The following is a 13476-nucleotide window of genomic DNA, read 5'->3' on the forward strand; positions in this document are numbered from 1 at the left end:
CGAATGGTGTTGCCACTCCGTCGCCCCCCGACTCCTCAAGGCCGGTACACGCCTCGCCTATGGTCCGTCTGGCTGGTAGCTCCACTGGCCCTGCTGGTGGTCGGCACGCTCAGCTTCCTGATCTACCACCTCGCTTATGACTTCCTCACCTACTCAGCCAACCGTCAGCAGCCTCGCAAACCGGTCGACGTACAGGACGTCATCAAAACGACGGTCACCGTTCTGACCCTGATCGGTGCCGTCCTTACGGGCATCTATGCCTATCGCAAGCAACTCCTCGCCGAGGGCGACGCCCATCGGGCGGATGCCAGCCAGCTAGCCGATCGCTACACCACCGCGGCCGAACAGTTGGGCCATGACCAGGCTGCCGTGCGGCTTGCTGGCGTCTACGCCCTCGCCCACCTCGCAGACGACTGGGTGGAGCAACGACAAGTCTGCATCGATGTACTGTGCGCCTACCTTCGTATGCCTTACCAACCTGATCCGACACAACCAGGGCACAGGGAAGGTGAGCGGGAAGTGCGCCACGCCATGATTCGCGTCATACGCGACCACCTACGAGACCCATGGGCGCCTAACTCCTGGTGCAGCTATCACTTCGACTTCACCGAAGCCACCTTCGACGGAGGCGACTTCTCGGGAAGCCACTTTCGAGGCAAGACCACCTTCCTCCGTTCAAGTTTCACCAGCGGCACAATTAACTTCGGCCGCAGTCGATTTAGCGAAGGAAACGCAAGTTTTGTCGGAGCAGATTTTCAGGGTGGCACAGTCCATTTCGACGAAGCAGAATTCAGCGGGGGCAAGGTCAACTTTCACGGAGCAAGGTTCCGCGGAAGCGCCGTTCGATTCACTCGTGCGGTATTCAACGGCAGCACAGTGAACCTGAATCAGGCAGAGTTCAGCCAGGGAAACGTCACCTTCGCCGATGCAACATTCGGCAGCGGCACGGTCGACTTCACCCAAGCAGATTTTAATGGCGGAAGAATCATTTTCACTGACTCGACATTCAATGGGGCAACGGTCAGCCTCACTGATGCAGAGTTTAGTGATGGCACAGCAGATTTTACACGGGCAGAGTTCAACGGCGGATCAGTCTCACTTGGAAACTCGGTGTTCAGCGGCGGCACTGTCGCCCTTACTGATGCACAGTTCAAAGATGGCACAGTTAGCTTCACCGGCGCCGCATTCCGTGACGGAACAATCGACTTCACCGGATCAGGATTCAGCGGCGGGTCAGTAGACTTCATTCGCACAGAATTCTGCGGCAGTGCGGTCAGCTTCACTAACGTGGAGTTTAGTGATGGCATAACAAAATTCATCAATGCTAGATTTCAAAGCGGCACGGTAGAATTCACTGGAGCAGGGTTCAGTGGCGGCAGATCCGACTTCACTGGAGCTAAATTCTACGGCAGCGTTGTCGACTTCTCCGGAGCGAGGCTTAACGGCGGCGCAGTAATCTTCACCCGCACAGATTTCCGCAGCGGCAGAGTAAATTTCGAGCAAGCGAGGATCCTAGACAGCTCGAGCATTCCCCAATTTAACCACGCAACCTTCGGCGGTACAGATATCACTTGGGGGCGCGTTCCTAGGCCCCCGGGATCTTAACGTCAGGCGATTCTATTAGACTGTGCGCACAATAGAGCGGTGGCATCAGGGGAGGCTCTCGGTGGGAAACTATCTGCGTGTCGGTGAGGTGCTGCGCTCCGCGCAGAACAGGGACCCTTCGGTGCCAGTCATCGATGGGTACCGAAACATCCATTACGTCACGGCTTCCGACACGTTGCCCCAGATCCAGTTGAGCAAGGGCATCAACCCGATCGCCAGGTCCAAGGGCGGGCAGCGTCGGCCGGCGATCCTGATCCGTTCCAGCCCGTGGAAGGCCGGGACCGCTGAGACTCCCTGGCACGACGTGTTCGACCTGGACAACGGTCGCGTGCGCTACTTCGGAGACCACAGGGCCGACCACACGGTGCCGGTGGGCAGCACTCAGGGCAATGCGGTGCTGCTGGAAGCCTTTGCGGAACAACAAGCCTCCAATCCCGAGCACCGTGCCCGGGCCGTGCCGCTCCTTGTGTTCGCAGCTGTGTCGCGCAACAAGACCCCCAAGGGATATGTCCAGTTCTGCGGCCTGGCGGTCATCGAACGCGCCGAGCTGATCGAGCAGGAGACCGACGGCAAGCCATTCCCCAACTACCGCTACGACATGACGCTGCTGGATCTCAGCAAAGAAGACGACCGAGTCGACTGGGCCTGGATCGAGCGCCGAGGCGATACCTGGCGCACAGCCGTCGACGTACTCAATCACGCTCCGCATTCCTGGCTTGAGTGGGTGCAACACGGGCACAGGATGTTGCCGGACCTACGCCGGCGAACTCCCTTCCCGTCTGGGGAGGACAAGCCTCTGCCTCCACCCTTGAACGAGGGTAAGGGTGAGCCGCTCTCGTTGTTTCCAGCGCCCCGCCGGCCAGACAGCACCGCCCTAGCTTCTCCTGACACGGCCGGACCAGAGGAGAAGCTGACCGCAGACCTACTGGTGGACAGGGTCAGGCGTCTCAGGATCCACCAGAGGAACGATCAGCCGAGTAGGCACAAGCCACTGGCCTTGCTGTGGGGTCTCTCCAGGATCGCCGCAGGAAAGTCGCGCCTCGCGCCCTGGCGCCAGTTCCGTGACGAGGTGGGGGAGCTCCTGGCCGAGTTCGGCCATCCGGGCTCCTCCGTGACTCCCGAGTACCCGTTCTGGCACCTGCAGACGAGCCAACTGTGGGACGTGCAAGGCCTACCTCTTGGGCAGTCCGCAAAACCCCATGTCTCAACGTTCGACAGGTTCAACCCCAGAGCCGGGCTGTCGGAGCAGGCCGCGCACCTGCTCGGTGATCCCTTTGTGCGCTCTCAGGCAGTCGCCGCGCTGCGGGAGACCCATCTTGCCGACGTCGACCACCACGAACTGATGAACCGGTTGGGACTGGCTGGCTACGAGAGCGCAAGCGGCGTTCCCGACGGCGCAGGGGAGCTAGAGACGGAACCAGGCCCAGCCTCAAGGCGCATGGTTACCCTCTCCCGCATCGTCCGTGACCCCGAGCTGACGACCGCGGTGAAGAGATTGCACGGCGACCGCTGCCAGGTGTGCGGTCTGCAACTGTCGACCCGATTCAGCACCTACAGCGAAGCAGCCCACATCCGCGGCCTCGGACGCCCCCACAACGGCCCGGACAAGCTGTCCAACCTGCTCGTCCTCTGCCCCAACCACCACGTGCAGTTCGACACACTCGCTATCTACATCGACACCGACGACACCGTGCGCATGACCGCCGACGACACCCCCATAGGCCAACTTCGCCGGCACCATGCTCACCAGATCAACGAAGCACACCTCCGGTACCACCGCGCTCTGTGCGGCAGGGACCACGAGTAACCGTACGGGTCTACTCGCCTCTTTGACGGCCAGCAGACGATGACGCAGCAGCTTTACAGCGGGCTCACCCTGACCTGTCTGACCTGTGGAGATGAGAAACCAGGTCTTCTCTGGGGGACACCTGGGGGGAATCACGACCGCAGGCCGCCCCGCATTACTGCGTCTCCTTGGCGGACGACCCTCCCAAAGGCCACTACACGCCGATCAACCGCTTTGGGGCCTACTGGTCACCCTGCCAAAGCACCTAGGGCGCCGAGAACGGCATGACACGTCGATCGGTAGTGGGCGATCAGGTACGCCAGAAGCCACACTGATGCTGTGCTGGCACCTCAGTTGACTGCGACATACCTGGACAAAGTGCGTCAACCGTCGTTCAGTGCGTGCTGTCCCCATTGCGCTGAGTGCTCATCCTCCGTGACCATGGATGAGCGAGGGGCGGAGCTGCGAAGTGCGGCAAGGGGGCGCTGGGTGGCGGGATTTCAGAGCGAGGTTTGGCAAGGCCACTTCGCCGAAGGGCTTGTGTGGGCAATGTCCTGCGCCGCAGGGTTGAATCCCGGCAAACGAGCCCTTGATACGGACGGTGTCGACATCCAAATTGGCTTCCCTGGGGCCGTCGGCACTATGCGCTATCCCCTTATTGAGGCCCAGGTGAAATCTTGCTGCAACCCCAACTATGTGGGCGACTCATTCTCCTACTCAATTCCGGTCAAAAACTACAATGACTTGATCGGCCGCGTAGGTGTAGAGCTACCGACCAGACGTTACTTGTTCCTGGTGCACACACCGGCCACGAAGGCCGAGTATGTACTTTCGACTCACGCATCCAGCAACTTTCAGCACGCCATTTACTGGGTCGACATCATGGACCACGACCCGATTGATCCGGAAGCGCAATCCACAAAAAGGGTGCACGTACCGCGCCAGAATCTACTTACAGTTGACACCCTGACTCAATTAGTTACGGGAGAGATTTTTCAGAGGAGGGAAGCGGTGTGATGATTGAACCGGGCGGCTTTCAATTCACTCAGGCGAGTGATCCACACCGCATCTCTCTTTACCTAACAACCCATGGTTGGATCTCATACGAGGAACCTGGCGGCACTTTGTGGGTCGCTCAGGACGAGGCTTACCAAGTGTTCGTTCCTCGTCATCGCGAAATGCGGGGCTACCTTTCCCACGTTACAACGCTGCTGAAGACACTGTCTGTCGCCGAAGGACGAAGTGAAGCAAAGATCTCGCTGGAGATCTCCGTTTCAGACGCTGACGTCCATTACATCCACACTGACCCAGACGCGGACCCCGGAACTACTCCAATCGAAGAGGGCGTCAAAGCCTTCGAAAGCCTGCGGCAATGGGTTCTTTCAGGGGCAGTCTTGACCGCCGCACCCCAGGCCCGGGTGGTGCAGCCAGCACGCAAGCCCACCAAGGCACTTGAGTTCATGAGATCCGTCAGGCTTGGCCCCACATTTGAGGGAAGTTACATCCTCACGGCCTACATTCCCGTACCTGGCCGTACTGGTCAGACTGAGATCGAAGTGGACGACCCGCTAGTAAGACAGGCTAGCCAGCCTTTCGAGCGATCCGTCTCACTGAAGCTCAGAGAGGCCACCAAGGAGGCTCTTGGGGCCGCGAATGAAGTGATTCAAAGCAGCGAGGGAGTCGAAGCATTCACCCGACGAGCAGAATGCGGAGTTAATGCGAACCTCTGCGAGGCACTAGCGGGGTTCACTACCAAGGAAGGGGGCCAAGCAAAAATCGATGCCACGTGGGCGCTGTCGCGTCCGGTGACACCGACGGCTCCCATCATCTTGAGTCGAGATCAGGTAAGTGTTCTGCGCGATGCCGCGAAGGAAATGAGGGCAGCCGCGCCAGAAGATGACGTCACGGTCGTCGGCGCCGTGGTTAGGCTCCATCGAGAAGGGGCTTTCGGGCCAGGAGAAGTTAGCATTGCCGGCATCCTCGAAGACCGAGTCAATAACCGCCTACGTCGCATCTGGCTAGAGTTGGCCGAAGATGATTACTCTCTGGCCACGCGCGCCCACGACAGCGGAGTTACAGTTGCGGTAACGGGGAGCTTGGAAAAACGCGGAAACAGATCCGTTCTTCGGAGTCCGTACAATTTCACGGTACGCCCTGATTCCCCTTGAAAGCCCATCGGGTAATTCACCCAAGATCTGCCTTCTGCACTCATGTCGCATCAGTTGAATTGTGGTCACCCGGCAACGACGCCGCGAGCGCAGATAGCGGACACTACCGCAGCAAGTAGAGAAGGCGCCCCTACTCTCCTGTACAAGAGACAGTCAGGACGACTCAGCCTGCCGTCCCGGCGGCGAGGCGTGGGAGTCTTGGGGATGACAACAGGCGAGCGGAGAGGGAGAGCGAGTGTCGCAGCAGGCCAACCCTCGGGGGACTTTCCTGAAGATTGCCGACTCCATGAAGAGGCAGATCGAGGGCGACCCGGACATGGCGGAGCTGCCGTCTCTGGCTGAGGTCATGCGCGACCACAAGGTTTCGCGGGGGGTCGCCCTCCGTGCGTTTGGCGTGCTGCGTCAGGAGGGCGTGGCCGAGCCGGTACCGGGCGAGCGGTGGCGCGTCGTACGCGCGGGAGCGCAAGTCGACCGGCGCCCGCTCGATCAGCGGGTTGCAGAGATCATCGCGACTGAGGGACTCAAAGCAGGGGAAGCGTTCCCGAGCGCTTCCGTGCTGGCCAAACGGTTCGGGGTGTCACGTCCGACCGTGACCAAGGCGCTGGAGAAGTTGGAAGCCGCCGGCGTGCTGGCGGGTGGAGGACAGGGCAAGGTGCGGACGGTCCGCGCCGTGCCGGCGCGAGAGGGGCGTTCGTAGCTTGTCGACGTTGACGGAGTGGGCCTATCCCTTAGCTGAGTCGTTGCTCGCTGAGCCGCTGCCGCGACGCTGGAAACACTGCCTCGGAGTCGCCGAGAGGGCGCGCACCATCGCGCTCATCCTCGATCAGGATGCGGACCTGTTGGAAGCTGCGGCGGTTCTGCATGACATCGGCTATGCGCCGGATCTCGCCAAGACGGGCTTTCATCCCTTGGACGGCGCGCGGTATCTCCGGGACGTGGCCGATGCTGACGAACAGGTTGTCAACCTGGTCGCTCATCACTCGTGCTCATGGCTTGAGGCTGACGCGCGCGGCTTGCGGGCTGAGCTTGACGGCGAGTTTCCCCGTGAGAGCGAGCACCTGAACGATGCGCTCTGCTACTGCGACATGAACACCACCCCGGACGGCACGCCGACCAACCCCGTGGACCGGATCAACGAAATCACCGGGCGCTACGGGCCGGACAGCCTGATCGGCCGGTTCATCCGGCGTGCCGAACCCGAGATCCTCGCGTGCACATGCCGCGTCCTCGAACGGGTCGCCGCTGCCAAGCGTCAGCCGATGTAAGGCGCCGTGCGCGTCCGGTCCATGGCGTGCTCAATCCGGAGCCGCATCGTGGGGTGTACGTCCAGCGTCACCAGGTCCGCCGGGTCAACCCAGCGGACCTGAGTCGTCTCGTTGCTCGTACGAAGGTCGCCGCCGACCGGCCGGGCCCGGAAGCAAATGCTGAACTGCTGACGGACTTCACCATCGTCGTACTGCATGACGTGCCCGGGATCTGTGTAGAGGCCGGACACGTCGACCACTTCCGCCCTGATGCCGGTCTCTTCCCAGACCTCACGCACCACCGTGTCACTGATGGACTCCCCCACATCGTGACCACCGCCGGGCAGTGCCCACCTGCCGTTGTCAGAACGCTGGATCATCAACACCTGCCCCGCGTCGTTCTGCACGAAAGCGACGACGGACGGCACTACCGAGTTTGCCGGCGGGGCGTCCGGATCGTGCAGGTAGTCGATACGTCCCATAGTCAGGCTCCCGTGATGCTCGTGACGTCCTGGTCAGTGATCGGGCGTGCGTTCTTCCAGGTGTGATCGATGCTATTCGCGTACGTGTCGAAGAGGCTTCCGCCGGGGAGTCGTCGCAGGTGCAGTACGGGCGCCATGTAGGCGCCGATGCCGTAGACGTGAGGGTTGACGAGCATTTCGTCATCAGCCCGATAGATCGAGTTGTACAGCGTCGAGTCGTGCAGCCGGAAGCCAATGTCCGGGTGACTCCGCATGAGGGGCCGATACAGCACGAGCGCGTTACGAATCTTGCCGTCCATGATGTGGTGCCCCTCGTCAATGCCGCGCTGTCGGACGGCCGCACATCCCGGGTCCCCAAGCAGGATGCGCACCCGCACCCCGGCTTCCACCTTCGCCCTCACGAGGTCGTGGAAGAGCGGATCTTCGGACAAGAAAAGCCCGGAGTACACGAGGACGTCTAAGTTGCGCTCAGCACGTCCGTACAGCTCTCGCCAGAGCCCAGAAGGCACCGTGTGGCGATGCGGGTAGACCGTCGCGATCTCGGCTTTGGTCAGGTCGGCCGCACTGTGAACGGTCCGACCGTCCTCCCACAGTGTGGTCACGTCGACCTTGAGGGCCGCCGCCGTCGCGTACTGGTGACGCAGGTACGGCACCTTGCCCTGAGTGATCCAGCGTTCGACCGTCTTGGGGCTCACCTCGATCGCCTCAGCGAGGCTCTGCACGGTCATGCCACGGGCAAGGAGAGCGCTTCGTAAGCGCTCGTTCGACATCTGCACCCCCGATGGGACGTCTAGGGACTTCTTGACCGTAGCCAGAAGTCCCAGAGCTGTCCATGAGTGGGGTAACCAACTCCCCTGGCCTGCAGGGATTCTGAGAGTACGCCAAGACGTCCTGGCACGGGACCAACAGATTGTGTCGCCGTACTTGACGAACCTCTATGCAGTACCTGTAAAACAGGTACTGCAACGCCCGAAGGAAAGCCCGCAGGGGTGAGTACGAAGGAAGCGTCAGTGCCTTGACAACTCCACACAGGGAACTGCCGGTAACCCGTGGTCCGCCTGCCCGAAGGGGTCGGAAATAAGGCGGAGAAGACCGGCGTGCCCCGTACGGCAACCCGATCGGTTCGAGTCCGGTCCGGGGCACTGCGGCCGCTGCTCAGCGGCCATACCGCGCCTGATGCGCGACCTCACCAACAACGGCGCGCGGCCCCGGGTGGCTAGACCCGGGGCCGCTGTTCGGGCCGTTTCACCTGCTAGGGAGACCACGACCCATGAGCCACATCGTCACTGTTCAGGACGCTGTTACCGCGTTCGCCGACTTCATGGAGCCGACGAATGCCGAGCTGGACGCGATCGAGCGGGAGATGCCCGTCATCCTGGCGGACGTCGAGTTGCTGGACGCGCACATCGTCACGCTGGACCGCACACCGACCGAGCTGGACGTCCGGCGCATCCGCCGGGCCCGCCGCCGCGCGCTCGCCGCCCGCGTCGCCCTGCTGAACCGCACCGCCGGCGCCAACCAGTCGGGGGGTGCCGCGTGAGTACCACCGATCGGAATCTGCTCGCCGCGCACGCCGAGGTGAAGGCGGAGATCGCGCGCACGGACAGCAAGACGGCGCTGTTGCTGGCGTTCGTCGGCGCGGTCTTGGCCGGGGCCTGGACGGTCGCCCGTGACCTGCCGCTGAACTGGCTCGCCATCGTCGCGGGAGCTTCCGGCATGGCGTTGCTGGTCGCGGCGGCCGGTCTGCTGCTGCGGTCGGTCCGCCCGAAGCTGTCGGGCCGGCACGGTTTCCCGTTGTGGGCCACGCTCACGGCGGAGGAGATCAGCGCGGCGGTCGCCTGCGACCTGGCCGCCGATATCGCCGGACTGTCCCGGCTGACCGTCGCCAAGTTCACGTGCCTGCGCCGCGCGGTCGACCTCACCGCCGCCGGCGGGGCCCTGCTCATCCTCGCCGCCCTGCTCACCGCCGGGGGTGCGGCATGGTGACGCTGACCGCGCAGATGTCGAACACCGGCAGCACGTGGCGCCTGTACGTCGTGCTGTACGGCGAGCCGGACTGGCCCACCGTCCGGTGGGAGCGCACTGGCCCGGTGCCCACGGTGGCGGAGCGCCGGGCGGCGTTGGCCGCCCTCGGCTACGAGGTGGCGCCGGGCGCGGCGTGGTCCTGGACGGAGGACAGCCGCGACCCCAACAACGACTCCACGCCGGTCCTGCTGATCGCGGCCGTCACGGTGCGTCCCCGAGAGGCGGTGACCTCATGAACGCCAAGACCGTGCTGCCAGCCGTCGCGATGACGGCCGTGTCCATGGTGCTCACCCTGGCCGTGGTGGTGATGTGGCTGGGCACGGCCGTGCCGTGGCCGGTCGCCCTGGTCGTCGGTCTGGGCATCGACGGCGGATGGTTGGCCACCCTCGCCTACGAACGCCGCCTGGCCGCGCAGGGCGACCACAACACGGCCGTGACCGCCGTCGGCTGGTCCTTCGGACTGCTCGCCACCGGGGTCCTGGTCGCACACGCGCTGACCGCCGAGCACTCCGCCGGGGCGTGGCTGGCCGTGGCCTGGCTGCCGATCGCGGCCAAGGCGCTGTGGCTGGTGCACGGGCTGTGGGAGCGCACCGCGCTCACCCCGGTCGCGCTGGACGCGATCCGCGGGATTCAGCAGGAGGCGCGCGACGAGGCGGCCGTGGCCCGCGCCCGCCTGCGGGCGGATGCGGCCACCGAGGAGACCCGGCTGACGGCCGTCACGCAGGCCGGCGCCCGCGTCGCCCGCGTCCAGGCCAAGACCGCACAAACCCTCGCTAGGGCGTGGTCGACGCTGGAGACGGCCCGCGCCGGTGAGGACACCGGCAGGGCGCTGACCAGCGTGACGACCCGCGTCACACCCGGGGTCACGCCCCGCTGGGAGCTCCCCGTCTGGGGGCCGACCGAACCGGTTGCTGCACTGCCGTGGGAGGCCGGTCCGGCGCTCACCGATGAGGCGCTGGACGTGCTCGTGGACGAGATCCGCACCAGCGAGACACCCGCCCTGTCCTACCGGGAGATGGCCACCCGGTTCCGGGCCGCCGGGCACTCCGCCTCCGAGGTCCGTCTTCGGGCGGCGTGGAAGCGGGTTGCGTGATGGGGGCGCTGCCGGTGTACCGGTGGCGCCTGGCCCCGGACGGCTACGCCACCCGCCGCCAACTCCGGGCCCGCGGCTTGCGGCCTGGCGGTCAGGACGTGGCTGCGCAGCTCGAACGCCCCCGCCGCCGGCGGGGGCCGCTGGTCGCCTACCTGTACCGCGTTGACCTTGCCGTGCCCGTCCGACCGATGACCCCGGCCCGGCGGGCGGCGCTCGCCAAGGCCAACGCCGCCCGCCGCACCTGCCCCGCCTGCCGGCGCGATGCCGGATACGTCATCCCCGCCTCGCTCGGCACGTGTGTGCCCTGCGCCTACCCCGACCCGCACGGGTCCGATGGGAGCACTTGATGAGCAATGCCGACATCCGCCGTCTGGACCGCGAGATTCAGGCGACCACGAAGAAGCTGGAGGCCGTGCGGCGGGGTGAGTTGTGGCCGCTGAACGGCCGCGAGCGCCGTGCCATGGCCCGCGCAGTGGCTGGCGGCGCCTACCGCACCGTGCGGGGTCGTAGCACCGGCCGCGCGGAGCAGCAGATCGAGTCCATCGGCAGCACCGCGGAGATGCGGCTGACCGCTGAGTTGAACGCGCTGCACGGTGAGCGGCAGCGGCTCATCACGGAGGCCGCCCGCGCCAAGGCCGCCAAGAAGTCCTCCGGCTGGTGGTGACCAACCCACCCCCGCACGCCGGGGTGGCCGCTCTTTCCACGGACCCGGCCACCCCGGCTCTCCCTCACTCCCGCCCCGAACGGGGCAGTCAGGAGAACTTCCAGCATGGCTGAGAACGTCGTCCACCTCCACAAGCACACCGACCCGCCCGCCGAACCGGCGTCCGTGACGACCCTGACCGTGGTCCCAGACGTGCCGCCCGCGCGGCCGGTGCCTCTGTGGGTGCGCTCCGGCCGCGCGGTGAAGTCGGCCGTCACGCACGAGGGCACCAAGGCCACCGTGCGCGCGGTGGCGCGGCACGGTCTGTACACGTTCAACGGTGGGCGGATTGCGGCCCGTCGCACCTGGGACGGCCGCACCGGGTCCCGGTATGAGCGGATGATTCGGGCGGCGGAGGTCGCGGGGAACCTGGAAGCGGCCGAGGAGTGGGAGGAGCGACTGCAGCGCTTCCGGGCCGCCCGGCATCACCGCCGCATGGACCTGCTGCACTCCCCGGTCGACGCGGCCAAGGGCGTGGCCGTCGGTGCCGGCATGAGCGTCGGTCTGCTAGTCACCCTCGGCATCGTCATGGCGATCAGCACGGAGGACGTCGGGCACGTCGTCACGCCGCTGTCCGCGACCATCGACTTCATCGCCTTACTCATCCGCATCGTGCAGATCGTGTGGGGTCCCGTAATCACGATCGGCCCGTTCCTGGCCCTGCTCGCCCTGTGGTCGGTCGGCCGCAAGCAGCATGCCGCCCCCGCCTGGGCACTCCCGGCGAATGTCCGGTCGGGTGAAGGGGAGCCGATCACCCCGTCCATCGTGGTCAAGGCTCTGCGCGACCTCGGAGTGCCCGCCCTGGCGCGGGCCATCAAGGAGATGGGCGACGCCGGCGCCTCGATGCTCGGACCGATCCGGATCGCCGGATGCGGCGTGGAGGTCGACGTCACCCTGCCCTCCGGGGTGGCGACGAACGAGGTGCAGAACCGGCGCCGCAAGCTCGCCGAGAACCTGACCCGGCACGAACACGAAGTGTTCATCACCATCCCGCAAGCGGCCCGCACCGTGCGGCTGTGGATCGCCGACAGCGGGGCGCTGGACGAGCCGATCGGCCCGTCTCCACTGGTCACCGACGAGACGATGACCGCGAACTACAAGACCGGCCGAGCCCCGTGGGGTCAGGACCTGCGCGGCGACGCGGCGGAGCTGTCGCTGTATCAGCGGCACCTACTCATCACCGGTCTGTCCAACCAGGGCAAGACCGCCGCCCTGCGCGCACTCGCCCTGTGGCTGGCCCTGGACCGGTCGGTGGAGTTCTGGATGGGCGACCTCAAGGGCGCCGGCGACTGGGCCATGTTCGACGGGATCGCCACCCGGCTCATCCAGGGCCCGACCGACGACCACGTCATCCAGGTCACCGAGATGCTCGAAGACGCGGTGGAGGAGATGAACCGCCGCCTCCAGGCACCGCCCGGCGCCGACTTCCCACTGCTGGTCGTCATCGTGGACGAAGCTCAGGTCGCGTTCATGTGCCCGGTCAAGGGCGAGGACAAGCGCCCCTACGGCGGGTCCAGCGCCACCTCCCGCTACTTCATGGGAGCCCGCAAGATCCACAACCAGGGCCGTGCGGTGAACGTGCTGCTCTGGCAGGGCACCCAGGACCCCACCGACCAGAACCTCCCCAAGCTGGTCCGCGAGGGCGCCCACACCCGCGCCTCCCTCGCCCTCGGCACCGAGTCGCAGGCCCGCATGGCGCTCGGGGACAAGGCGGTCGACGGCGGCGCCGCTCCCAACCTGCTGCGGCCCGGTCTGGACAAGGGAACCCTGGTGGTCGCCTCCGACGGCATCGAGATCCCCAAGGGGCAGTCGTCCATCACGGTGCGCACGCACTACATCAGCACCGACGACGCGCACGCGATCGCGGACCGTGCCAAGGCCCTGCGCGACGGGGTCACCACCCTGCACGTCATCGAGCGGGGCGAGGAACGCGACCCGCTCGCCGACATCGCCGCCGTCCTCGGCGACGCCCCCCGCGTCCTGACCGCCGACGTCCTCAAGCGGCTGTCCGCGCTCAGCGAGGACGCCTACGGCACCTGGACCCCCGGCGACCTCAAGCGCGTGCTGGAGGACGCCGGCGCGGAGCCGTACAAGTCCGACGGCCGCATGGTCGTCGGCCGCGACCGCGTCGCCCGCGCCCTCGCCAACCGCGACAGTGACGGCTCCGCTTCCGCCGACTGACGGCAGGGAGCCGACCCCGCGCGGGGCAGGGAGGCAGGGAGAACTCCCTGACTGCCTCCCTGCCCCGCCTCCCTGGTCCTGACCTGCGCGAATGATCGTTCAGGGAGGCAGGGAGGCACGCAGGTCATACCCCCGAAACACCCCTCCTCGCGGCACCCGAAGGGTGTGCCGCTGCCTCCCTGACCATGC

The 13476-nt window shown here is 65.4% G+C and carries 15 protein-coding genes; 13 read left to right on the forward strand and 2 right to left on the reverse strand.

Going from position 1 to position 13476, the window contains the following annotated elements:
• The first annotated feature begins 96 nt into the window (after positions 1–96).
• From FHS37_RS08220 to FHS37_RS08250, 6 genes are all read left to right on the forward strand, one after another.
• The gene (locus FHS37_RS08220; protein ID WP_221499417.1) at positions 97–1605 is read left to right on the forward strand and encodes a pentapeptide repeat-containing protein; all 1509 of its coding nucleotides are present in this window, start codon (positions 97–99) and stop codon (positions 1603–1605) included.
• A 61-nt stretch (positions 1606–1666) separates the two neighbouring features.
• Positions 1667–3412 carry a phosphorothioated DNA-binding restriction endonuclease family protein gene (locus tag FHS37_RS39220; RefSeq protein WP_229889783.1) on the forward strand — a complete coding sequence of 582 codons (1746 nt, stop codon included), beginning with the start codon at positions 1667–1669 and terminating at the stop codon, positions 3410–3412.
• A gap of 420 nt (positions 3413–3832) precedes the next feature.
• The gene (locus FHS37_RS08235) at positions 3833–4408 is read left to right on the forward strand and encodes a DUF4365 domain-containing protein (protein ID WP_221499418.1); all 576 of its coding nucleotides are present in this window, start codon (positions 3833–3835) and stop codon (positions 4406–4408) included.
• Positions 4405–5559, forward strand: a complete 1155-nt coding sequence (locus tag FHS37_RS08240; RefSeq protein ID WP_184818544.1) for a hypothetical protein — start codon at positions 4405–4407, stop codon at positions 5557–5559. Before FHS37_RS08235 ends, FHS37_RS08240 begins: the two co-directional genes overlap by 4 nt.
• A gap of 235 nt (positions 5560–5794) precedes the next feature.
• Positions 5795–6256, forward strand: a complete 462-nt coding sequence (locus FHS37_RS08245; RefSeq protein WP_184818546.1) for a GntR family transcriptional regulator — start codon at positions 5795–5797, stop codon at positions 6254–6256.
• Position 6257: 1 nt separating this feature from the next.
• On the forward strand, positions 6258–6824 hold the full coding sequence (locus FHS37_RS08250) for an HD domain-containing protein (protein ID WP_184818549.1): 567 nt from the start codon (positions 6258–6260) through the stop codon (positions 6822–6824).
• On the opposite strand, the gene FHS37_RS08255 is transcribed toward FHS37_RS08250, so the two are convergent.
• Together FHS37_RS08255 and FHS37_RS08260 are read right to left on the reverse strand one after the other, a co-directional pair.
• The gene (locus FHS37_RS08255; RefSeq protein WP_184818551.1) at positions 6812–7285 is read right to left on the reverse strand and encodes an NUDIX domain-containing protein; all 474 of its coding nucleotides are present in this window, start codon (positions 7283–7285) and stop codon (positions 6812–6814) included. The genes FHS37_RS08250 and FHS37_RS08255 overlap by 13 nt on opposite strands.
• Positions 7286–7287: 2 nt before the next feature.
• On the reverse strand, positions 7288–8013 hold the full coding sequence (locus tag FHS37_RS08260; RefSeq protein ID WP_229889782.1) for an XRE family transcriptional regulator: 726 nt from the start codon (positions 8011–8013) through the stop codon (positions 7288–7290).
• Positions 8014–8555: 542 nt separating this feature from the next.
• On the opposite strand from FHS37_RS08260, the gene FHS37_RS08265 reads away from it, so the two are divergent.
• From FHS37_RS08265 to FHS37_RS08295, 7 genes are all read left to right on the forward strand, one after another.
• Positions 8556–8825 carry a DUF6284 family protein gene (locus FHS37_RS08265; RefSeq protein WP_184818555.1) on the forward strand — a complete coding sequence of 90 codons (270 nt, stop codon included), beginning with the start codon at positions 8556–8558 and terminating at the stop codon, positions 8823–8825.
• Positions 8822–9271: a Pycsar system effector family protein gene (locus FHS37_RS08270; RefSeq protein WP_184818557.1), complete on the forward strand. Its 450-nt coding sequence runs from the start codon at positions 8822–8824 to the stop codon at positions 9269–9271. Before FHS37_RS08265 ends, FHS37_RS08270 begins: the two co-directional genes overlap by 4 nt.
• Positions 9265–9546, forward strand: coding sequence for a DUF6303 family protein (locus FHS37_RS08275; RefSeq protein WP_184818559.1), 282 nt, complete (start codon positions 9265–9267; stop codon positions 9544–9546). The genes FHS37_RS08270 and FHS37_RS08275 overlap by 7 nt, the downstream gene beginning before the upstream one ends.
• Positions 9543–10403, forward strand: coding sequence for a protein spdB (locus tag FHS37_RS08280; protein WP_184818562.1), 861 nt, complete (start codon positions 9543–9545; stop codon positions 10401–10403). Before FHS37_RS08275 ends, FHS37_RS08280 begins: the two co-directional genes overlap by 4 nt.
• The gene (locus tag FHS37_RS08285; RefSeq protein WP_184818564.1) at positions 10403–10750 is read left to right on the forward strand and encodes an RRQRL motif-containing zinc-binding protein; all 348 of its coding nucleotides are present in this window, start codon (positions 10403–10405) and stop codon (positions 10748–10750) included. The genes FHS37_RS08280 and FHS37_RS08285 overlap by 1 nt, the downstream gene beginning before the upstream one ends.
• On the forward strand, positions 10750–11067 hold the full coding sequence (locus FHS37_RS08290; RefSeq protein ID WP_184818565.1) for a hypothetical protein: 318 nt from the start codon (positions 10750–10752) through the stop codon (positions 11065–11067). Before FHS37_RS08285 ends, FHS37_RS08290 begins: the two co-directional genes overlap by 1 nt.
• A 105-nt stretch (positions 11068–11172) precedes the next feature.
• On the forward strand, positions 11173–13287 hold the full coding sequence (locus FHS37_RS08295) for an ATP-binding protein (protein ID WP_184818567.1): 2115 nt from the start codon (positions 11173–11175) through the stop codon (positions 13285–13287).
• Positions 13288–13476: the final 189 nt, after the last annotated feature.

It is taken from the genome of Streptomyces griseomycini (assembly GCF_014203535.1).
Lineage (GTDB): Bacteria > Actinomycetota > Actinomycetes > Streptomycetales > Streptomycetaceae > Streptomyces > Streptomyces griseomycini.